Source organism: Streptomyces sp. DSM 40750, assembly GCF_024612035.1.
In the GTDB taxonomy this organism is placed as follows: domain Bacteria; phylum Actinomycetota; class Actinomycetes; order Streptomycetales; family Streptomycetaceae; genus Streptomyces.
On sequence record NZ_CP102513.1, the window covers coordinates 10536531 to 10557955 of the forward strand.

19 protein-coding genes and 1 pseudogene are annotated in these 21425 nt (G+C 69.0%); 8 read left to right on the top strand and 12 right to left on the bottom strand.

The window, feature by feature from the left end:
- Positions 1–375: 375 nt before the first annotated feature.
- From JIX55_RS46025 to JIX55_RS46045, 4 genes are all read right to left on the bottom strand, one after another.
- Positions 376–1506, bottom strand: a complete 1131-nt coding sequence (locus JIX55_RS46025) for a LacI family DNA-binding transcriptional regulator (protein ID WP_443046371.1) — start codon at positions 1504–1506, stop codon at positions 376–378.
- A 1067-nt stretch (positions 1507–2573) separates the two neighbouring features.
- Positions 2574–4160, bottom strand: a complete 1587-nt coding sequence (locus JIX55_RS46035; RefSeq protein ID WP_257569152.1) for a Na+/H+ antiporter — start codon at positions 4158–4160, stop codon at positions 2574–2576.
- A 67-nt stretch (positions 4161–4227) separates the two neighbouring features.
- Positions 4228–4494 carry a DUF2255 family protein gene (locus JIX55_RS46040; protein WP_257561955.1) on the bottom strand — a complete coding sequence of 89 codons (267 nt, stop codon included), beginning with the start codon at positions 4492–4494 and terminating at the stop codon, positions 4228–4230.
- 173 nt (positions 4495–4667) lie between these two features.
- On the bottom strand, positions 4668–5684 hold the full coding sequence (locus tag JIX55_RS46045) for a zinc-dependent alcohol dehydrogenase family protein (RefSeq protein WP_257561954.1): 1017 nt from the start codon (positions 5682–5684) through the stop codon (positions 4668–4670).
- Positions 5685–6154: 470 nt separating this feature from the next.
- Here JIX55_RS46045 and JIX55_RS46050 point away from each other — a divergent pair, with 470 nt between their 5' ends.
- Both JIX55_RS46050 and JIX55_RS51700 read left to right on the top strand, forming a co-directional pair.
- Positions 6155–6283, top strand: a complete 129-nt coding sequence (locus JIX55_RS46050) for a hypothetical protein (protein ID WP_257561953.1) — start codon at positions 6155–6157, stop codon at positions 6281–6283.
- 124 nt (positions 6284–6407) lie between these two features.
- A pseudogene (locus JIX55_RS51700) lies at positions 6408–6725 on the top strand (MmyB family transcriptional regulator); the annotation flags it as partial.
- Positions 6726–6824: 99 nt separating this feature from the next.
- Here the strand turns inward: JIX55_RS51700 and JIX55_RS46060 are convergent.
- The 7 genes from JIX55_RS46060 to JIX55_RS46090 all read right to left on the bottom strand — a co-directional run bounded on the left by JIX55_RS46060 (position 6825) and on the right by JIX55_RS46090 (position 13180).
- Entirely contained in the window at positions 6825–7694 is an 870-nt protein-coding gene (locus JIX55_RS46060; protein ID WP_257561952.1) for a helix-turn-helix domain-containing protein, read from the bottom strand.
- Between the two features lie 179 nt (positions 7695–7873).
- Positions 7874–8572 (bottom strand): type 1 glutamine amidotransferase domain-containing protein, encoded by a 699-nt coding sequence (locus JIX55_RS46065; RefSeq protein WP_257561951.1) that lies wholly within the window; start codon positions 8570–8572, stop codon positions 7874–7876.
- A gap of 23 nt (positions 8573–8595) precedes the next feature.
- Positions 8596–8988, bottom strand: a complete 393-nt coding sequence (locus JIX55_RS46070) for a nuclear transport factor 2 family protein (RefSeq protein WP_257561950.1) — start codon at positions 8986–8988, stop codon at positions 8596–8598.
- Positions 8989–9044: 56 nt separating this feature from the next.
- Entirely contained in the window at positions 9045–9644 is a 600-nt protein-coding gene (locus JIX55_RS46075) for a flavodoxin family protein (protein WP_257561949.1), read from the bottom strand.
- 497 nt (positions 9645–10141) lie between these two features.
- A complete protein-coding gene (locus JIX55_RS46080) occupies positions 10142–11125 on the bottom strand; it encodes an alpha/beta hydrolase (protein ID WP_257569212.1) in 984 nt (327 codons plus the stop codon).
- Positions 11126–11823: 698 nt separating this feature from the next.
- On the bottom strand, positions 11824–12195 hold the full coding sequence (locus JIX55_RS46085) for an antibiotic biosynthesis monooxygenase family protein (RefSeq protein ID WP_257561948.1): 372 nt from the start codon (positions 12193–12195) through the stop codon (positions 11824–11826).
- A gap of 190 nt (positions 12196–12385) precedes the next feature.
- Positions 12386–13180, bottom strand: coding sequence for an alpha/beta fold hydrolase (locus JIX55_RS46090; RefSeq protein WP_257561947.1), 795 nt, complete (start codon positions 13178–13180; stop codon positions 12386–12388).
- Positions 13181–13328: 148 nt separating this feature from the next.
- Here JIX55_RS46090 and JIX55_RS46095 point away from each other — a divergent pair, with 148 nt between their 5' ends.
- The 6 genes from JIX55_RS46095 to JIX55_RS46120 all read left to right on the top strand — a co-directional run bounded on the left by JIX55_RS46095 (position 13329) and on the right by JIX55_RS46120 (position 19214).
- Positions 13329–13931, top strand: a complete 603-nt coding sequence (locus JIX55_RS46095) for a TetR/AcrR family transcriptional regulator (protein ID WP_257561945.1) — start codon at positions 13329–13331, stop codon at positions 13929–13931.
- Positions 13932–14853: 922 nt separating this feature from the next.
- Positions 14854–16005, top strand: coding sequence for an amidohydrolase family protein (locus JIX55_RS46100; RefSeq protein ID WP_257561944.1), 1152 nt, complete (start codon positions 14854–14856; stop codon positions 16003–16005).
- 295 nt (positions 16006–16300) lie between these two features.
- Positions 16301–16612: a glycosyltransferase gene (locus tag JIX55_RS46105; RefSeq protein ID WP_257561943.1), complete on the top strand. Its 312-nt coding sequence runs from the start codon at positions 16301–16303 to the stop codon at positions 16610–16612.
- Positions 16609–17313 (top strand): response regulator transcription factor, encoded by a 705-nt coding sequence (locus JIX55_RS46110; RefSeq protein WP_257561942.1) that lies wholly within the window; start codon positions 16609–16611, stop codon positions 17311–17313. The genes JIX55_RS46105 and JIX55_RS46110 overlap by 4 nt, the downstream gene beginning before the upstream one ends.
- Positions 17314–17335: 22 nt before the next feature.
- Positions 17336–18466, top strand: a complete 1131-nt coding sequence (locus tag JIX55_RS46115) for a sensor histidine kinase (RefSeq protein WP_257561941.1) — start codon at positions 17336–17338, stop codon at positions 18464–18466.
- 532 nt (positions 18467–18998) lie between these two features.
- Positions 18999–19214 (top strand): DUF677 domain-containing protein, encoded by a 216-nt coding sequence (locus JIX55_RS46120; RefSeq protein WP_257561940.1) that lies wholly within the window; start codon positions 18999–19001, stop codon positions 19212–19214.
- A gap of 106 nt (positions 19215–19320) precedes the next feature.
- Here JIX55_RS46120 and JIX55_RS46125 read toward each other — a convergent pair whose 3' ends face one another.
- A complete protein-coding gene (locus JIX55_RS46125; RefSeq protein WP_257561939.1) occupies positions 19321–21237 on the bottom strand; it encodes a sigma-54-dependent Fis family transcriptional regulator in 1917 nt (638 codons plus the stop codon).
- Positions 21238–21425: the final 188 nt, after the last annotated feature.

Consider the following 21425-nt stretch of genomic DNA (forward strand, 5'->3'; position numbering starts at 1 on the left):
CACGCCGGGCGAAGGCGTGCGGAACAAGGGGGGTGACGAGGGGAAAGGGGGCTCGAACGTGACGGCCAGGACATCAAGGTCGACTTGGCGCAGGTGCACGTCCTCGCGGACTTCACCCGGCGGGCGTTCCACCTGCTGTCGACATGGCCGCCGTGGGCCGGGGGAAGGACGGGGTGGAGCGGCGAACCGTCGCGGCGAGATCACTTAGTTGCGGCCGCGTGAAAAGGAGCAGGTGAATCGCCCGCGTAACGGGGTGGACGCGAACTGCGTGGGCGCCGTCAGTGAAGACACGAGGTGAGCAGGGGCCGGTACGGCGGTTCGCCCCGCCATCACGTGCCCAGCGGTGAAGACAGTGCTCGGCCTGATCTGCCCTGGTCAGTTATGGGCGTTCGTACCTCCGTTCAGGGGTGGACTGCGCCGACCCCGACTCGAACGAGAGGCGGTACGCCGACCAGGACGTGCTTGCCGGGTCGGTGGGGGCGCGGTCGAGGCGCGCACCACGAGGTCGATCGGTGGATCACTCGCCGGCAAGGGATCTGCCTGCGGGTTCTCGATGGTGTGCACGAGGCGCTTGAGTCCCTCCTGTGCCACGGCGTCGAAGGGTTGGCGAACCGTGGTGAGAGGAGGAGTCACATAGGCGGCGACGGGGATGTCGTCGAAACCGACGACGCTGACGTCCTCCGGCACGCGCAGGCCGGCCTCCGTCAGTGCGCGGATGAGGCCGATCGCCATGTCGTCGTTGGCGGCGAACACCGCGGTCAGGTTGCCGTCGGAGGCCAGTTCACGGCCCGCCGCGTAGCCGGACGAGGCCGACCAGTCGCCCTCGACGACGGGCGGCACCGTTCTGTCGTGCTCTGTGAGCGCCGCCCGCCAGCCCTCCAGACGGTCCTGGGCGGCGTACCACCGTTGCGGACCGGCGAGGTGGTGGACGGTGTCGTGCCCCAGCTCCAGCAGGTGTTCGGTGGCCGTGTGCGCCATCAGGTCGGCGCCGACGCCGGCGGCCAGCGCCTTCGGTGCGGGGAACGGCGGCGCGCCGAGGACGAGGACGGGCACGTCGAGTCGGGCTGAGAGGTCTCCGTCGTAGCCGTCGTCGATCGGCTCAGAGATGACGATGCCGTCCACGCCCTGATCGAGGAGCGAGTCCACGGCACCGGCGACTCCCGCCGGGTCGCCTTCCATGGTGTTGACCACGCGGAGGGTGTACCCCGTGTCGCGTACGGCGCGCTCGACTCCCATGATCAGCGAGGCTGGTCCGTACAGGGCGGTCCCCAGCGTTACCACGCCGATGGACCGTGTACGTCCCGAGGCCAGCGCCCGGGCGGCGCTGTTCAGCCGGTAGCCGAGTTCCTCGGCGGCGTCGAGGACGCGTCGGCGCACATCGGCGGAGACGTACGGCTCGTCGTTGAAGACCCGGGACACCGTCTTCTGCGAGACGCCCGCCAGCCGGGCCACGTCCACGCTGCGCGGTGCGCCGGAACTCCCGCCCCGTCTTGCCTCTCGCGTCATGGTGCCTCCCGACGATCGTGATCCGAGCCCGATGCTCTTGGTCGGCATTCGTCTGATTGCGATGCCATGTCTGCGCAGTCATACGGGCCCGGTGATGCCGGTCGGGCTCCGTCTGACTGCGCTGCCATGTCTACGCAGTCATAAGACGTCCGTCAAGAGTTCGGAACACATCCGTAACCTCATGCGAAGTCAGGGCAGGGTAGGAAGTCAGGGCAGGCTGGGGCGCGGACTGGCCGCGCGGCAGGGAGCGGCGTTTCTTGGGCAGTTTGCGCGGACGGGCTCGGCGCTGGGAGTTTCCCTCCAGGCGCACACGTCCGACCTGGATCGACTCGACCGGCGGCCCTTGCGGGCCGGCGGGGTAGGCATCCTGGGACGAGGCCGGCCGCCGAGGTGTGGCAGGCCCGTTCAACGTGACCGGCGAGCATGCTTTGGATCTTGACGGACGCACCTGAGGCGCGATGAGCGGGTCCGAAGATCGGTGTGAGGCGCTGATGAGCGACGGAGAGCCCTCGGAGCCCGGGCTGGCGATTCTCACCGAGTTCGGTCGGCGATGCGCCTGATCCCAACTCCCCGTCCCGCAAGGCATGGACGTCGGCGGACCGTTGGCGCACTGCCGTAGTCCGGGCTCCTTGGGCCAGCACTGTGTCAGCGGCCGGGCCGCAAGCGATCGTCTACGCTCGGCGGTCCCGTCCGTCGAGGCGTAGACGTCAACAGTGCCCTCCGCGACGTGCCCGAGGCGGGCAGCCGCTCCTGACGGCCCGCATGGGTTTCCGGTACCGGCCAGGCATGACGGGGGCGTCCGCAGGCTGATCGGATGGTGGTCAGACCTTGGGGTTTCTGCCGCAGTGATTCCTGGGAATGCCGATCCATGATCTCGTCCCGGTGGGTTCGCACGGACCACGTGGGCCAACCGCCCATGCCGTCGGGGTGGGCGTGGCCCGCCGCTGTCGCCTGCTGGACGTAGAAGTCGGGCAGGAGGTGGGCGTGGACGTCGATGAGGCCGGAGGACATGGCAAGGGGATCCCTTCTGTCGGGTCTTGTGCGGAGGCCGGGTGCCGGGGCTCGGCTCACTCCACCTGCTCGCGTCCGGCCAGCCGCACCTCTTCGCTGTCCAGGGCGGCTTGAAGCCGACGCAGCACGGTGTCGTCGATCTCTCGCTCGTCGCGAAGGCGGACGACGGTTGCGCGCTTGTGCGCGATCAGGGCGAGGCGGAGGTCGGTGTAGTGGCGGTTGTGCAGCAGGGCGGGATCGTCGTCGGTGCCCGCGCCTCTGGCCCGTACGGTTGCCAGGTGGGCCTCGTACTCCTGGCGCAGCCACTCCATGACCTTCGGGGTGGTGCCCAGTTCGGCAGCGAGTTGCGGCAGCGCTGTGATGGCCTCCTCGGTTGCCATGGTCTCGGCGAGGACGTGCTCGTCGTCGACGGAGGTGTCGCGCGGCAGCCGGGCCCAGCGCACCACGCCCGGCAGCAGCAGTCCCTGCACCACGAGGGTCACCACGATGACGCCGGAGGTGACGAAGACGATGAAGGCGCGGTCGGGGAAGGGCTCACCCGAGTCGAGGGCCTCCGGTACGGAGAGGGCCACGGCGAGCGACACCGCGCCGCGGAAGCCCGCGAACCCACTCACGACACGGGCCCGGTGACTCATTCTTCGCAACCGCTGCTCGGGACGCCGGTCGATCACGCGGATCAGGTAGGCGGAGGAGAACAGGAACGCGAACCGGACCGCGACCAGCACCGCGCTGACCACTCCGATCGCGATCAGGGCATCTCTGACGTCGGATCGGCCCAAGTGACGGAGCGCGTACTGGAGTTCCACTCCGACCAGGACGAAGAGCGCGCCGTTGATGATGAACGTGGCCAGGGGCCAGAAGGCCAGTGCCTGGCGGCGGTGCTCGGCACGGATGAGACTTGGTGCCACCTGAGCCATGATCAACCCGCTCACGACGACCGCGAGGACACCGGAGGCGTGGATCAGTTCGGCGAGCAGATATGCCGTGAACGGGGCCAGGATCATGACGAGATTGCCGAGCAGGGGATCGTCCAGGCGGCGTCGCAGGTTCATGTTGATCCAGGCGACCGCCACACCCACCGCGGCCCCGCCGCCGTACGCCAGGAGGAACAGCGCTCCGACGTGCGGCAGGGTGAGGTGCTCCTCGCCGACGGTGATACCGACCGCCAGACCGTAGATGACCAGCGCGGTGCCGTCGTTGACGAGGCTTTCCGCACGTAGCACGGTGATCTGACGGCGCGGCAGGGAGCCGGCCAGAGCGCCGACCGCTGTGGCATCGGTGGGAGCCACGGCCGCGCCCAGCGCCCACGCCGGTCCCCAAGCCAGTCCGAGCGCGTGCCCTGCCACCGCCACGGCCCCTGCGGTGAGGATCACCAGGACCGTGCTGAGCAGGACGATGCCGCGCAGGTTCGTACGGATCTCCCGCATGGACGTGGTCAGGCTCTCCCAGTACAACAGCACAGGAAGGAAAAGCAACAACACCACTTCGGGCGGGAGTTGGGTCTGGCGGACGGCCGGGACGAGGCCGAGAAGCGCGCCCACGACGAGCAGCACGACGGGTGGCGCGACGCGGAAGCGCTGCCCGAGGACGTTGCCCAGCAGCACCGCCACACCCAGGGCGACGACGAGTTCGAGACCGAGCATGGCGCTTACTCCTGTGCGGGACCGGATGTCGGTGGGGGCGCAGCGGCTTCCACCGCGATCGCCATGTTCATCGGGGGACCAGCCGCAGTGTTGTCGAACGTGCGGCGACCATGGGGTTGACGTACGCGCCGCCGAAGCGGTCGTACCTGGTGCGGTACGCGGTGTCGACGCGGTCGTTGATCTCGGACTCCGCCACCTCGACGAAGGTGACGTCCTTGTCGACGCCGCCGGAGCGGATGTGCCCCTCGTGGCTCGCGCGCCACCAGCCGCCGTCCGTACCGCGGAAGGAACGGACGTACAGGTCCTCACCGTCGCGGACGACCCAGATCGGCACCGGTCCGGAGAGTATGCGAACGGAGTCGCTGTTGCGTGTGTAGGGCCGGAAGACGTGGTCAGGGGGAGTGGTGGTGAGCGGTTCGCCGACGAAAGCGGGAGGCGTACCGGCCAGCGGGCGCGGTCCCCCGCTGGTTGGTGCCGGCGCGCGCCCACCACCGCGGGGGCTTCAGGTCATGGACGCAGCAGTGCCTTGATGGCGCGCCGCTCGTCCATGGCCTTGTAACCTTCGGCGACCTCGTCCAGGGGCAGGGTGAGGTCGAAGACCTTGCCCGGGTTGATACGGCCGCTGAAGACGCGCTCGATGAGGTCGGGAAGGTAGGCCCGCACGGGGGCGGGGCCACCACGCAGCCCGACGTGGGAGAAGAAGAGCTGCTGGCCGTCGATCCGCACGTCGTGCGGCATGCCGACGAAGCCGACGTTGCCGCCGGGTCGGGTGGACAGCAGGGCCTGCTGCATCGACTCCTGCGTGCCCACGCACTCCAGCACCGAGTCGGCGCCGATACCGCTCGTCAGCTCCTTCACGCGGGCGACGCCTTCCTCGCCGCGCTCGGTGACGATGTCGGTCGCGCCGAACTCCAGGGCCAGCTTCTGCCGGGACTCGTGTCGGCTCATCGCGATGACGCGTTCGGCGCCCAGTTCCTTCGCGGCGATGACGCCGCACAGGCCGACGGCTCCGTCACCGACGACCACGGCCGTCGACCCGGGCTTGACCTCGGCCGCCCTGGCGGCGTACCAGCCGGTGCCCATGACGTCGGACAGGGTCAGCAGATCCGGGATCAGCTCCTCGGCCGGCTGCTCCGGGGTGGCGACCAGGGTGCCGTCGGCGAGGGGGACGCGGACGTACTCGGCCTGGCAGCCGTTGGGGAAGTCACGGTGCTGACAGGAGGTGTGGTAGCCGGCCCGGCAGATCGGGCAGCTGTTGTCGGAGGCGATGAAGGAGCCGATGACGAACTGGCCGGGCCGGACGGTCGTGACGTCGCGGCCGACCTCCTCGACGATGCCGACGTACTCGTGGCCGATCGGCTGCGGCTCCCTGACCGGGTTGATGCCCCGGTAGCTCCACAGGTCGGAGCCGCACACGCAGGTGGCGACGGTACGGATGACCGCGTCCGTGGGCGCCACGATCTTCGGCTCGGGGGCGTTCTCCACCCGGATGTCCCCGGGGCCGTGAATGATGGTTGCTCGCATGATGCTTCCCAGGTCTTGTCGGGTGCGTGGTGTGTCAGGGACGGGTACGGGTTCCCTTGGCGGTGCCGCCGCCGGACGGTGCGGCGCGGTACGTGGGGGGCGAGTCCGCGCTGTGGGTGGGGTGCGGGCGGTGAGCAGAGGTCTCAGCCGGACTGTTCGGCCATGCCCACCAACTCCCTGAGCTGGGTCATCGCGGTCATGGCGTTGGGCCATCCGGCGTAGGAGGCCAGATATCCAGACATACCGAATATCGCTGACGTTCGGAAAACAATGACGGACCCGAGGCCGGCAACCCCGCCTCTTCGGGTGAATGCTCTCCGAGGGCAGGTCCTGGTCGCCGGCCGCGGCATCGACCCTGCCACCATCGTACGAACCCGCAAAGGGGAGAATTCCGTCCTGGGAATGACTTGTCCAGGGGAGGAATCCTTACCCCCCCCTCGTGAAGACTGAGCGGTGCGAGACTGGCCGTCATGACCGGCGACGGCCATCTGAACGAGCTGGGAGAATTCATCAAAGCGCGGAGGGCCGAACTGAGTCCGCGCACCGTCGGCCTGCCCGACACCGGTGGCTCCCGGCGTGTGGCCGGCCTGCGCCGGTAGGAGGTCGCCCTGCTCGCCGCCATCAGCACCGACTACTACACGAGGCTGGAGCAGGGCCGCATCCAGCCGTCCGTGCCGGTGCTGGCGGCTCTCGCCCAAGTCCTCCATCTGGGCAACGACCAGCGTGACCACCTGTTCGAGCTGGCCGGCCGGCAGACGGCACGACCCCGCCGCACCAAGCCGCGCAGAAGGCGCAGCCACAGTTGCGCCGCCTGCTCGACGACCTCATTGCGACCCCCGGCATGGTGTTCGTTCGGCCGCCGTATGGACATCCTGGCGTGGAACGCTCTGGCAGTCGCTCTGCTCACCGACTTCGAGCGGGTTCCGGAGAAGAAGGGCAACTACGACCCGGCTGCTTTTCACCGACCCCGGCTTCCGGGAGCTTAGCCTCGGCTGGAGGACGGTCGCCCGGAGTTGCGTCGCCCAACTACGCATGGAGGCCGCCAGGAGCCCTGGCGCCCCCGAGTCGACCGCTTTCGTGGGCGAGCTGTCGGTGGCCGACGGGTCATCCGCGAGCGGGGCAAGCAGCGAAACCGGAGATTTACGCGACGGTGTCGGACGCTGTCCGCTTCTGGTCCGCGGCCCAGGAGGACAGGAGGCGCAGCCCGTCGTGGGACGGGGAACCGGGTTCGGCGTTCCACACGATGATGTGCTGGTCGGGGTCCGTGCCACACGTGAGCGTGTTCCAGTCAAGTGTCAGCTCGCCCACCACCGGGTGACGGAGCTTCTTGATGCCCTTGCCCCGCATCGCGACGTCATGCGCCGTCCACCACTCCCGGAACTGCGCGTCACGGGCGGAGAGCTCCTCGACCAGCGCGGTGAGGCGCTGGTCGCCGGGGTAGCGCGCGCTCTCCATGCGCAGCTGGGCGATGGCCAACCGGGTGACCTCCTCCCAGTCGGCGTACAGCTCGCGCATCCAGGGTTCGGTGAACAGCAGCCGGACGAACACGCGCTCCTGCTCCGGGTAGCGTCCGAAATCGGCCCACAGGGCGGCGGCGAGCTGGTTCCAGCCCAGGATGTCGGTGCGCCGGCCGATGACGAAGGCCGGGGAGGCGGTGAGATCGTCCAGCATGCGCTGCAACTGCCTATCCACCTGCTGGCGGTCGCCTGACGCAGTCGGCCGCACTCGCTCTTTCGCCGCGAGGTCGAAGAGGTAGGTGCGCTGGTCGTCGTTCAGGCGGAGCGACTGGGCGATTTCGTTCAGGAGGGGGGCCGACGCCTGGAGACGGCCCTGCTCGATTCGCGTGTAGTACTCGGTGCTGATCGAGGCGAGAAGGGCCACTTCCTCACGGCGCAGACCGCTCACACGCCGCCGTTGCCCTCCGCGGAGTCCGACCTCGGAAGGACTGACCTCGGCACGGCGGGCCTTGAGGAACTCACCCAGCTCGTTCAGATGAGGGTTGCGATTCATGATTTGCAGCCTGGCACAAATGCTCGGCGGTTGTGAGGGGGGAAGTCCTGCCCATGTCGGCTCGGCTCGTGTGTGAGATTTGTATCGGTTTCGACCCATACGGCAGCAGGCGGAAGCGGAAGAGGACTCGGCGGCCCGGAGTACGTACCGGGCCGCCGAGAGATCACACAGCTGTGGCGTCAGCCCAGTGCCTTGACGAGCTCCTGGGCAAGCGGGACCGCCGAGCCCGGGTTCTGGCCGGTGTACAGGGTGCGGTCGGTCTCGACGTGTGGGGCGAACGGCTCGGTCTCGCGGTAGTCCGCGCCGAGTTCGTTGACGAGACGGTCCTGCAGCAGCCACTTCGCGCGGTCCGCGAGGCCGTTCAGCTTCTCCTCGGCGTTGGAGAGGCCGGTCAGACGGTAGCCGGCGAACGGGGACGTCCCGTCGGGACCGATGGTGGCAAGCAGCGCCGCGGGGCCGTGGCACACCAGCGACACCGGCTTGCCCGAAGCGAGCCACTCGGTGAGCAGCCTGCCGGACTCGGCGTTGTCGGGCAGGTCTTCCATCGGGCCCCAGCCGCCGGGGTAGAAGACAGCCACGTAATCGTTGATGTCCACGTCCTCGATGCGCATCGGGCGCGCCAGCTCGGTTGCCTCGCGCAGGGCGGTGCGCATGCGCTGCGCGCCTTCCTCGCCGCCGTTGAACTCCGCGGTGAGGCTGAGCGCGTCCGCTGTGGGCGGTACACCGCCGGGTGTCGCCGCCGCGATCGCGAATCCGGCCTCCTTGAAGACCTGGTACGGGCCGATGGCTTCCTCGGCCCAGAAGCCGGTCGGCTGCCGGGTTCCGTCTGCCAGCGTCCAGTGGTCGGACGCGGTGATCACGAAGAGGATCTTCGCCATGGGTGGGTCTCCCTGGGGTGGTCTCAGCCCTTGAGGGCTTCCTGGAGGATGTGGCTGTCGGCGGCCTGCCGCATGCTGACGGCCTGGCCGTCACGGACGGTCCACAGGTGGATGAACCGGACGTCGGCCTTGTCCCCGGTCTTGGTCTCGGCGTGGTAGTGCCCGAACACGAAGACGTGGCCTTCGTCGTCCGCGTAGAACTCCTCGGGCCCCGCGCCGAAGGACGCGATGTTCGGCATCGGCGTGCCGAAGAAGTCCTTCGCCACGCTGTCCCAGCCGTGGTAGACGCCGCTGTTCGGAAAGCCCGGGGTGATGTCCCAGACGAAGTCCGGGGCCATGACCTCCTTGGTGACCTCGGGCGCCATTCGGGATGCGTAGACCCGGCGGATGAGGGCGAGGTCGGGGGAGTCGGACATGACGTGCTCCTTGCGGGGACGGGGGGAATCGGATACGGGAGAAGAAGGCCTTGTGATCAGGCGGGGAGGGCGGCCCGCCCGGCTCGGAAGATCGCGGCCTGGCGCGCGACGCGCGCACCCAGGTGCTCCGCGGTGGCGATGTCCGACTTGTGGACCGCTTCCGGTCCGGCATCGGTCGGGCTCTGGGCGCCGGCGCCCATGAAGAAGCCCAGCCGGTTGATGTCGTCCTCGCTGCCCGTGGTGGAATCCCAGCCCGGCAGCAGACCCAGGCTGATCCAGTGCATGCCGTGCTGGGCGGCCAAGGTGGCGAAATAGCCCAGGGTGGACGACTTGTCGCCGCTCTTGGCACCGGAGTTGGTGAAGCCCGCGGCGAGCTTGTCCACCCAGACATGGGAGAACCAGCGCCTGCTGCTGGCCTCGGCGAACGCGTGGAAGGCCGCGGAGGCGGTACCCATGTACGTGGCGGCACCGAAGATGATCGCGTCGGCGGCGTCCAGCCGCGCCCACTGCTCGTCGGTGATGGTGTCGACGGAAATCGAGACCACCTCGGCGCCGGCTCCCGCTGCGCCACGCGCCACGGCTTCGGCGACGACCGCAGTGTGGCCGTAGCCCGAATGGAAGGCAATGGCGATTGTGGGGCGGCCGGAATGGGGCATGGTGATCGGTCTCCTCGAATGTATTTGCTCAGTTCGTGACCAAGCTTTGCACCGGAAGAGCGCGCTGTGAGGGGGAAGAAAATTTCCCCTCCCTACCGTTCTCCAGGTAAGCGGTTCTCCCCTTCGGGGGCTGCGGAAAGGTGCGACCGCGGGAATTGACCTGCGTGCCGGTTACGGGGGCGGGGCACGGTTGCTGTGCAACCGGCTGTCGGTCTTCGCCGGAGACTTCTGCCTGGCCCTCGCCGAGCGCATCGCCGCCGACCGGTAGGGCCCCGGCAGGCGGGAGTGCCTCTCCGGCTGCGTGCCGAGCAAGCCAGTTGCGCGCTGCGCTGGTCCAGCGGGGCAGTACGAGCGTACGAAGATGCCCTGGCGGAGGGCGGGCACCACCGCTGCCCTCCGCCAGGGCATCGCTTCGGTTCCTGCGCCTGGATGGATGACCTCGAACCGTGCCGAAGCAGTACCCGGCTCAGTGGTCGTGGCCCCAGGTCTCGGCGGTACTAAAGGACAGCAAAGAACTCCACCATTTTAGTGATCGCTTGATCCACGTACTCGGGCACGTCGTACATCGCGATATGAGTCGCACCTTCGACGACGAACAACTCCTTCGGCCCCTTGGAAAGCTCGTACGCCTGGTCGCTGAACACCTTTGTGTCTGCCTTGCTCCCTACGACGAGGAGCATCGGTTGGGTCAGCAATGTTGGAATTTGGTCGAACGCCGAGAAGGCGAACATCTTGTCCATGCTGGTCAGCAGGAAGCGGCCCTTGGAATTGGGATGTCGACCTCGGGGCGTCCTGTAGTAGTCGTATCCTTCACGCAGGAGGTCCGGTGTGTTTTCGTCGATCTCCTCCAGCGTTTCTGGAACAAACGTGGCGTAGAGAGGTGTGCCTCCCCTCGCTTCCGCCGTGCGCTGTTTGGCAACCATCTCCAGCGTGCCGATCTGCTCGGCCACCGGGGACATATGTCCCAGAAAGCCTCTGGAACCTTCGCCCATGGGAGCTGCGCTGACGGTGGCTACTGCCTTGAAGCGGCGTTCGGTCTGTGCTGCGCTGATTGCGTAGCCGCCCCCGGCGCAAATGCCAAAAACTCCTATTCGTTCGGAGTCGACGAACGGAAGAGTGGTAAGAAAGTCGGCTGCGCAGCGGGCGTCTTCCACTCTGGTCGCCGGGTCTTCCAAGAGGCGAGGTTCGCCGCCGCTCTCTCCCTGGTATGAGGAGTCATAAACCACGGTAACAAATCCCTGCGCAGCGAGCCTCTTGGCGTAGGCTCCGATGGTCTGTTCCTTTACTCCCCCAGCCGGATGAACGCCGACGAGGGCCGGAAATTTCTCGTCTTCCCTGAAGTTGTCCGGCAGGTGAAGGTGTCCCGAAATTTCTACTGCCTTGTTCCTGAAGGAAACAGTTTTGACCATGGTTCTTGCCCTTTTCTCGGCCTTGGTCCGCCACCGGGCGGTCCTTCCGCCATAATTCGCCGAAGCCGAGATGCTGTCTACTCATGGTGAGGGGGAAGAAACTTTCCCCTGGATGTCAGTCTCGGGGTAAGTGATTCGCCCCTGAAAGGGAGGCGCGGGCCTCCATAGAGAACTGCCGAGGGCCTCGATCATGGGATGGCAGGGCGGTGGGCTGGTCGGGGGCCGAGGTGCGCAGCCCGGCGAGGACCAGGTCGAGGTACCGCAGGTGGAGCGCGGTGGCACGTTCACCGGCGACGGGGATCCGTGCACTGAGGTGTTCGAGCAGCAACGGGATGTCGGCAGAGGTGAAGTAGGCCCGCAGTCCCCCTGCCCGGTGCGCGCCTCCCACCAGGTCATGACCTAGTGACGGGCAGCAGCGGCTTCGTGAAGCGGGTAGCTGCCGGCGGAGGCGCAGCCGCCCAGCTTCGGTCAGCAGACCGAGGCGGCTGTGTCCCCCTGCCACAGGCAGGGGGACACAGCCATGTCTATGCGAGCGGTGCCCGGCGCGCTGCTTGCGCAGAGCGTGCCGCCACTCTCTCGGCAAGAACCTTTCATGCCGTCAGGCCGGTTCAGCTCGCTGTCGAGTACAACGCGCGCGCAGCGGGCGGGCCGACGACGTTGTGGTGATGCTGCCGCTTCCCTTGAGGGAGTCAGTCGTCCGCGGCCCAGGGACTACACGGGGCCACATGTCGTGTGCGTGGCGAACGGCAGCCCGGATCGGGGAGCGGTCATCATTCGCCTTCGCAGACGCCCTCGACAGCGAACTTCTGGTACAGATGCGGGTAGGCCACGGTGCCGGCAGGGTAGCGCTCCAGGTGCGAGGCGAACTCCGGCGTGCCGAGGGCTGCACGGAGGTGCTCGGTGGATTTCCAGACCGCGACGTTGGTGAAAAGCCGGCTGCCGCCGATGCCCCGGTACAGCTGCACCGAAAGAAGGCTCCCCGACTTCTTCATGTACTCCGCGTCGTCCGCCCAGGCGGCCACCACCTCATCCTCCTTGCCTTCCGGGGCGACAAACGTGTTGATAATGGTGACCGGGCCGGCCTTCTCCTTCTGCTGGTCGCGGAATTGGGTGGACTCGTCGAGGTGGCCGAAACTAAGCATGATTTCTCCATGAACTCGAGAGGGGAAGTGGGTCTACGAACCCACAGAGATTCAAGTGATCCGGGACCGGGAGGTGGCCGATGTCCACCGCCAGGGAGTGTTAGTGAGAAGTGATCAACGGGCGGTCCGGGTGAGGGGCTAGCCGTGGGCCAGCCGCTGTTCGCCGCGTGGCCCCACCCATGGTGTGCTTTCAGGCGTTGTGATTGCCGAGGAAGTCGGTGATGAGCTGCAGCCATTCCTCGGTCCGCTCGAGCATCGGCAGGTGGCCGGTGGCGATGTCCACGAGTTGCGCGCCGGGGATGGTCTCGGCGAGGTGGCGGTGCAGGGCGGTGGAGGTGAGCCGGTCGTCGGTGGTCGAGATGACCAGGGTCGGGACCTTGATGGCGGCGAGGTCGTCCCGGACATCGACCTGGCCGACAAGGTCGGTCTGTTCGGAGCTGCCGTCGGCCGCGGTGGCGGCGACGTAGCCGAGGGTCTGCCGCAGTTGCTCGGTCGGCATGGACTCCAGCGCCTGGGTGCCGAGGGCCATCAGGAGCTGGAACTCGGCGAGCAGCTCGCGGTCGCCGGACGCGGCGATCTTGCTCCAGACCGAGGAGGCGAGAGCGAGCCGGTTGTCGCGGTGCGGGAAGGCGGCGGTCAGGACGAGTGCGGTGACGCGCTGGGGGTGGCGGGCGGCGGCTCGGATGGCGACCGGGCCGCCGAGGGAGAAGCCGGACACGGCGAAGCGGTCGAGGCCCTCGGCGTCGGCGGCGGCGATGAGCTGGTCGGCGAGGTCGTCGACGGACAGCGGGGCGGTGGAGCGGGGGGTGTCGCCGCTGCCGGGGTAGTCGATGCCGACGACGGTGTGGCGGGCGGCGAGAGCTTCCAGGACGGGGCCGTAGGTGCCGGCCAGGCTGCTGCCGGCACCGTGGGCGAGGAGTAGGCCGGGGCCGGAACCGAGGCGCGTACGGGCGAACGTGGGTGCGAGCAGGTTGCGAGGTGACATGGTCATCCGCCTTTCGAATATGCACGTCACGCAAGAATCATCCAGTGCGTGTGATTACTCTCAAAGGTTTATCACACGCCATGTATGATTCGGATCGAGTTGTGACCTCAATCACACTCGATGTATGATTTGCCGGTAGGGTGGCGGCATGAAGCAGCCCCTCCATCGCCGTCTGCCGACCCCGGGCAACCCGCGCGTGCAGCGCACCCGCAACCGCGTGCTGGCCGTCGCGCGAGAACTGCTGCCTCAGGTCGGACCGGCCGGCCTGACCTATGCCCTGCTGGCCGAGCGGGCAGAGGTCACCCGCCAGACCCTCTACCGGCACTGGCCCACCCGAGCCGCGCTGCTCTTCGACCTCGTCCTCGAAGGCCCCGACCTCGGCACCTATCCCGAACCGGGCAGCGACGTGGGCGCCGTGGCCACCGCCTGGCTGAAGAGCCTGCGCGCCGGGGTCAGCGTGCCGGCCGTGCGAACCGCGGCTCTGGCCATCACCGCCCAGGCCGACCACGACCCCGACAGTGCTCGGGCACTCGTCCGCATCGGCGAAGACCGCTACGCCGGTTTCAACAGGCTGCTGGCGCCTTCGGGCGTCGAGATCAGCGAAGACGAGTTCACCCTGCTGTACGGGCCCGTCCTCGCACGGCTCTTCCTCGACCGCGGCCAGGTCACCGACGCCTTCATCGACGCCGTCGTGACCCAGTGGCTCACCATGCTGCGGCGTGCCGACACACCGCAGGACTCCCAGCAGTAGTCGAGCCACGCCGTCCCGCTGCCGAGCGCTACCGCACACCCTGCATGGCCGCCGTCAAGCGCCCGCGTCCGCACGTGGAGCGCCGCCAGTACTCCTGGACGTGCTCGCCGACGTCGGTTGGCCCAGCCGGTGTGGTCGACCACCGACCTGAGCGAGGCCCTGCACCGGAACAAGCAGGACAACATCCGCATTGTTGAATCGCCGCTTCACCTGCACCCGGTCACGGCGGACGCACCCAAGAGCTGACCCACCTACTCCTGACGGACCGTCTGAATAACACCTGAGTCCGGAAGAAGCAGGAGACCGCTGCAGGCAGTGGGCGCCAGCCCGGCGATTGGCTTCATGGAAGCTTCATGCGCTCCGTGGTACGTGCTTTATGAGGCGGCTGTTGTCTGGCGGTCATGCACGTACTCCTCGTCCCGCCGGTGGACAGCGTTGATCACCCTGCTGTTCGGCACCTGACTACGGCGGTTGACACCGCGCTGTCCGGTTCCGTTGTGATCGGCGCGTTCCTTCGTCCGGATTCGGCCAGGCGGGTGGACTCCGTTGGGCAGGCGGTCGGTGATGACGTGCTGCATGAAGGAACCGCCGGCTAGTTCACGGTGTGGAGCCGGCTGCCGGCCGGCGCGGCCACGTCGGCGCTGTGGGGTTCCCACGCATGAGTGCCGGATCGATCTGCCGGCGGCGACTGGCCCGGCCGAGGAGCGCCTTACCCGCTTGCGCTCCCCGATCGGCCTGGACCGCGCGCACACCCGCGCGTGGAGGCAGCGGTCTCCCTCACGGCGGGGACCATCGCCGTCCCGCGCAGGCCCTGCCCGGCCTGGCGACGGCGCCGTGACGCACCCACATACGACCTGACTCGCACACAGAATGAAGAGGGCAACTGGCAATGAACCTGCTACGGAACATCTCGCGTCGAAGGATGATCGAAGGGGCATCGGCCGCAGCGCTTGTCACGGCGGCGGCGGCCACGGTGCCGGCCGCCATGGCTGCTCCGGAGGCGGCACCGTCCGGCCCGGGGCTGCCGAAGGGCAACTGGCGTATCGACACCCACGCGCACTACGCACCCGACGTGTACAACGACTACCTGAAGCGCTATGGCTTGCTCGGCGCCATTACCGGGGCGTACGGTCCGTGGTCGGTCGATCGGCACCTGGCCTTCATGGACCAGTACCGGATTCAGGCCAGCGTCCTGTCGTTCGGCGACCTCCAGGTCACCGTCGGCCCGATCGACGACCGGCGTGCCACCGCCCGCGCGGTCAACGACTACGCCCGCGACCTCGTGCAGACCCGTGGTGACCGGTTCGGAATCTTCGCGGTCACTCCGATGCCCGACATCGAGGGCTCGGTGGCCGAGGTGGACCGCGCGCTCGGCGAACTGGATCTCGACGGCATCTGTCTGCTCACCAACTACAAAGGCACCTACCTGGGGGACCCTTCATTCGCGCCTCTGTACGAGATCCTCAATGACCGCGGTGCCTACGTCTACGTCCACCCGACGGGTCCGGAGGCGAACCCGGCTCCGAAGCTCTGCTTCGGCCCCGACATCCCGGCCGGGAACAACGTCTTCGAGTACACCTTCGACGCGACCCGTGCGATGACGAGCCTGATCTACAACGGTGTGTTGCGGGACTACCCGAACATCCGCTGGCACTTCACGCACTGCGGCGGGGCGCTGCCGTTCCTGGCCTACCGGCTCGCGACCCGGCACTCGGCCTTCCCGCCGTTCAACGAAGTGCTGCCGGAAGGCCCCCTCACCTACATCTCGCGGATGTACTTCGACGACGCACAGGCGTTCACCGCCGCGCAGTTGCAGCCGCTGTCGTCGCTGGTGCCCGCCGACCACATCATGTTCGGCAGCGACTGGCCGGCGACCCGCCACCTCTACGCGGCCGACAACGTCGAGACGATGCCCTTCCTCAAGGGCAGCCTGCCGCTTCTCAAGGCAGGCGATCCCGAACCGACCGTGGACGAGATCTACAGCCGGCGCCAGCGGATCGCTCTCGAGCGGACCAACGCCCTTGAGCAGTTCCCGAAGCTGCGGGCGCGTATACGCCGCGCCGGCTCGCGCTGAGCCGCGACCGCACGCCAAGCCCGCCGTCCCGCCCCGCCGCCCGCCGCCCCGCCGACGAGGCGCGGGCGGCGCTCTAGGCAAGGGTCAGCGCCGGCCGACGGAAGGGCCACCGACGGAATGAACGGCGTGAGCGCGACGCTGTGCGGCACGCTCGGCGGCCTGACCCTGGCCGGCCTCGCGGGCTTCCGGCCGGCCCAGAGTGCCCTGGCCGCCGGCCCGCCGGAGTCACGCTCGCCTGTCGCCTACGCCCGCTGCGACATCTTCTGCATGCCCGGCACCGCGGAGCGCGGTCACCATGGATGCCATGGCCGCGGGCGAGCCCGTCGTCGCGGCCGACGCGATGGCCCTGCCGCACCTGGTCCACCCCGGCCGCAACGGCTACCTCTTCCCGACCGGTGACGTGCGCGCCCCCGCCGACCGCCTCATGGAGCTGCTCGACGACCCGGGCGGCACGGCGTCGGATGGGCGAGGCCGGGAGATCGCCACCGGCCACGACATCCACCGTACGCTGGCCGCGTTCGAGGCCTTCTCCCTCCATGCCGCCGGTCACCCGCGGCCACGACGGCCCTCCCCTTCCCACTTCGGCGATGGAAAGCGAGCACGATGAGTACGCAGCGCGTTCTGGTCGTCGATGACGAACCCAAGATCCGCATGACCGTGCGCGGCTACCTGGAGGCGGACGGGTTCCACGTCGTCGAAGCCGCGGACGGACCGTCCGCCCTGCAGTCCGTCACCCGCGACCGGCCGGACCTCGTGGTGCTCGATGTGATGCTCCCCGGGCTGGACGGATTCCAGGTCCTGCGCCGCATCCGGGAGGCGAGCCAGATCCCGGTGATCATGCTCACCGCCCGGGACGAGGAGGTCGACCGGCTGATCGGCTTCACCACCGGCAGCGACGACTACGTCACCAAGCCGTTCAGCCCCCGCGAACTGGCCCTGCGCGTGCGCGCCATCCTGCGGCGCACCGACAGCCGCCCCGAGGCGGCCCACGAGGACGACATGCTGCGCTTCGACGGACTGACTGTCGATCCCGGGACACGGACCGTCCTCGTCGACGCCGACCGGACGGTGGAGCTGTCCGCCCTCGACTTCGATCTGCTGCTCGCGCTGGCCCGGGCCCCTGGGCGGGTCTTCACCCGGCGCGGACTGCTGACCCAAGTATGGGGCGAGGACTTCTTCGGTGACGAGCGCGTCGTGGACGTACACATCCGCACTCTGCGGCGCGCGCTGGGCGACGACGCGAGCACACCCCGGTTCGTAGGTACCGTCCGCACCATCGGTTACCGGTTCATCGGGCGCCCCGCCTAGCGGCCAGGAAGGACACCGACCCATGCTTCCCGCCGGCTTCCCGGCCTGCCACAGGGGTCGTGCGCGGCTGCGCCGAATCCAGGAGCGGCTGTCGCTCCGCAACCGGCTGGTGCTCTCGCACGTCATGGTGCTCCTCCTGGCCCTGCTGGCCATGGCGGCAATCAGCGCGCTGATCGAGGTGTGGCTCGGGTTCGACGACGTCGAAGGCGACGTGGTCCTGCAGATCGGCCTCCTGTTCGGAGTGGCCGCGGCCTTCCCGGCGTCCGTCGCCCTGTCCCGGTTTCTGCTGCGTCCGCTCGACCGGGTGCGCGCAGCCACGCGCCGGCTCGCCGAGGGGCACTACGACGACATCCTCGAACTCCCCAGCGAGCCGGGCCTGGCAGCGCTGGTCGAAGACGTCAACACACTGGCGGCAGCCCTCGCCGACACCCAACGCCGCCGCGCCCGCCTGATCTCCGAGGTCGCCCACGAGATGCGCACCCCCATCACCCTCCTACGCGGCCAGATCGAGGGCATGGCCGACGGCATCTTCATCCCCGATGAGGCGATGTTCGCCTCCCTCGCCGACGACCTTCACCGGCTGCAGCGCCTGGCGGGCGACCTCTCCAGCCTGTCCCGGTCGGAGGAGGCCGCCTTCGATCTTCACCGCAAGCCCACCGACGTGGCCACGCTGGCGCGGGCCACGGCCGAGCGACTGCGCCCCCAGTACGACGACCAGAGGGTGACCCTCGCGGTGGACGCAGGCACACCCGTCGTCGCCTTCTGCGACCCGGACCGGATCACCCAGGTCCTGGTGAACCTGCTCGGCAACGCACTGGCCGCATGCGATCGGTACGGACAGGTGGCGCTGTCCGTGCACACCGGACCGTCTCCCGTGCACCGCGTGATCGTCCGCGTCACGGACGACGGCATCGGCATCGCCGAACACGACCTCGAACGCATCTTCCACCGCTTCGAACGCCTTGATCATCCCGGCCGACCCGCTGCCGTCGGCGGCAGCGGCATCGGCCTGACCATCGCGCGGGGCATCGCCCGAGCCCACGGCGGAGACATCACCGCGCAATCCGCCGGGCTGGGCAAGGGAGCAACGTTCACCTTGCGCCTACCGCAGGAACCCGCCCCCGAGGGCGGCATGCCTCAGGTCTCCCGCTGACTCCATCGACACATCGACCTCGGAGCGGCGGTGACGAGCAGGTCGCGGCCGTGAAGGACGCCGAGCAGTGCGCTCGATGCGCGTCGCCGAGTTCGGAGACGGCGAGGGCCCGTGCGGCTGCCGCGGCGCGTGACACGGTCGGCGTCCCGGGAATCGCCCGGTCCGCGGACTGCCCGACGTTGCCGCTCCCTTCGGAGGTTCGGGCGGAACACGGCGTGCACACGGTCCGGCGCCCGCTGTCGGCGTACGCCGATGCGGATGTGGCGCCCTGGGACCGGTCAGGCGAACGCCAGCCGGATGTGCCCGGCGCCGTGTTCGCGCTCCTGCCCGTCGGGCAGGACAGTTGGTGTACTGCCTCGCAGCAGCCCGCCGTGCAGCGTCACTGCCTCTCCGCCGCGACGCTCATTTTGACGCTCCGCGGCACGGCAGATCTCAATCGCGCAGCGTCTCACAGTGAGACTCCTCCCTCGGATGCCCTCCGGCATGCTCAGGACGACGCGCCAAGGCGGAGCGTGACGAGTGGGGGGGGGACATGGCGAAACAGTCGTGGGGGCACCGAGAACGGCTGCTGGCCATGGGCGGGTTCGGGGTCCTGCTGGCGGTGTGCGGTGTGGTGGCGACGGTGGCGGGTGCCCCGGCCGGTCCCGGAGTCGCCCTCACGGGTGCCGTACTCGGCTGTTGGGAGGCGTGCGGCCTGTGGCTGGGGAACGCCTGGACCCAGGGAGCGAGGAAGGGCACACGACGCTGACGGCGTCCACCCGCCGGACCGGGCCCTGTCGGCGTCACGTCACTTCCCGGTGTCACGTCACCTTCCGGTGTCACGTCACCTTCCGGTGTCACGTCACCTTCCGGCGTCACCCCTTCTCCGGCCCCAGCCGGATCCCGAACGCCGTGATCTTGCGGTAGATCGTCGCCCGGGAGATCCCCAGCGCCTTCGCCGCCTTCGCCTTGTCTCCGCCGTGGTCGAGGAGGGACTGGACGATCAGGTCGCGTTCCGTGGACTCCCAGGCGGACAAGGGGTGTTGAGCCTGGGAGAGAAGGGACGGCGGGAGGTCGGACTCCTCGATCAAGGGGCCCGAACGGTGCGCCTGCGCGTAGCGGAGCGAGCCGTCGAGTTGGCGGACGTTCCCTGGCCAAGGCGCCCGGGACAGGGCCCGCAACGCGTCGTCCGTACACCGGACGCCTCCGCTGTCGCCACCATGCCGGGCCAGCAGGCAGGCCACGAGCGCGGGGATGTCGGCCGTACGGTGTCGCAGCGGCGGGACGGTGACCTCGGCCCCGAACCGCGCCCGCACCGCGGCGACGGGATCCGCCTGCCGAGACGCGGCCACCCTGTCGGCATCCGGCAGCGCTTCGGCACCCGCGCCGGGCAGCCTGGGCCGGTCATGGGTGAGCAGCGCGGCCACCCAGCCGGAGCGCCCGGCCGTGGTGCGCAGCACCCCGTCGAGCTGTCCGAGTACGTGCGCGGACAGCAGATCGAGATGCCGGAGCACCACCGTGCCGCGGTCCTCGGCGAGATCCTGGAAGACGGCTCGCAGCCACGGCGCCGCGCCGCCCCTCGCGTCCGCCGCGTCGTGCACGCCGATCGGCGCCGCGGGCGCCACATGCCGGTGCACGGCCCGGACCAGCGCCTGTTTGCCGGTGCCCGCTTCCCCCTCCACCAGCGTCCAGCGTCCGTGCTCGCAGTGGCGGATCAACTGGCTGATGACGCCACGGAACACGGGGCTCGAACCGCTGATGCCGGCCAACCGCGGCGGACGGACCACGGGGTGCCGGCCGGACTCGTCCCGCTCCGCGACCAGCCGCAGTTCGATGAGATACGCGGCCGGATGTCCGCCGGGCTCATCACCCTCCACCTGGCGGCCCCTCAGCTGCACGGTTCGCCCGTCGCTGAGGAGCATCCGCTGCTCGCGCAGCCCGGACGGATCGGCGGCGAGTTCCCGCAGCCGCCGGTGGTCGGCCGGGCCGAGCATCTCCGTCGCGGCCGCGTCGGCGAGCAGCAATCCGTCGGTGAGCGTGACCAGCGCCCTGCGCGAACTCTGACGGGACGTCAAGAAGGCGCGCAGTGCCGCCCGTTCGCGTTCCGAACCGATGTCGAGCAGCCGCTCCTCGATGTCGGCGGCGGCCTCCTGGACCAGCGCCACCATCAGCGGCGAGGCGGTGTGCTGCCAGGACGTCAGATCGATCAGGCCGAGCACCCGACCACTGACCGGGTTGCGGATGGGCGCCGCCGCGCACGACACCCGCTGCAGCCGTTCGGAGAAGTGCTCCGAGCCGAAGACCTGTGCCGTACGGCCGTCCTCGGCCGCGGTGCCGATGCCGTTCGTGCCCACGTACTCCTCGGCGTAGCTGAAGCCGGGCGCGAGGCTGATGTCGTCGAGATGCCGGTGCAGCGCCCGGTCGCCGGTCCTGCGCTCACGCACGCGCCCCTTGGAGTCCGTCAGGATGAGGCACATCGGGGTGCCCTGGAGCGCGTCGGAGAGCCGGTCGAGGACGGGGCGGGCGGCCGTGGCGAGCCGGGAGTGCGGGTCGAAGTCTGCGTTGTAGGGGGCCTGGATGCGGTCGGCGTCCACGCCGAAGAAGCGGGAGCGCTGCCAGGAGTCGAGGATGGGCGGGCGCACCGCGGAGGACGAGAAGTCCCCGCCCTCCAGGAACCGGGCCCGCTCACGGACGGGGTTGAGGTGCGGGATGCGACGATCCAGGCCGAGCGCGGAGACGGTGGGCGACGGCCTCGGCGTCTCCAGGGGTTCCACGGATTCCACAGGTTCCATCGGCTCTGCGCCTTCTGCCGTGCAATGACTCTCGGGGTTCCGGTATGTCCGGCACGTTAAGTCCGGGAGTGCGGTGGTGGCCATACCCGGGATGTGGCGCCCGTCTCAACTTGAGACGCGCGGCTGCCGCACCCGACCCCACGATGGGCGACGCCCCGGTCACCGACGGCAGTGCGCCGCCACGAGCG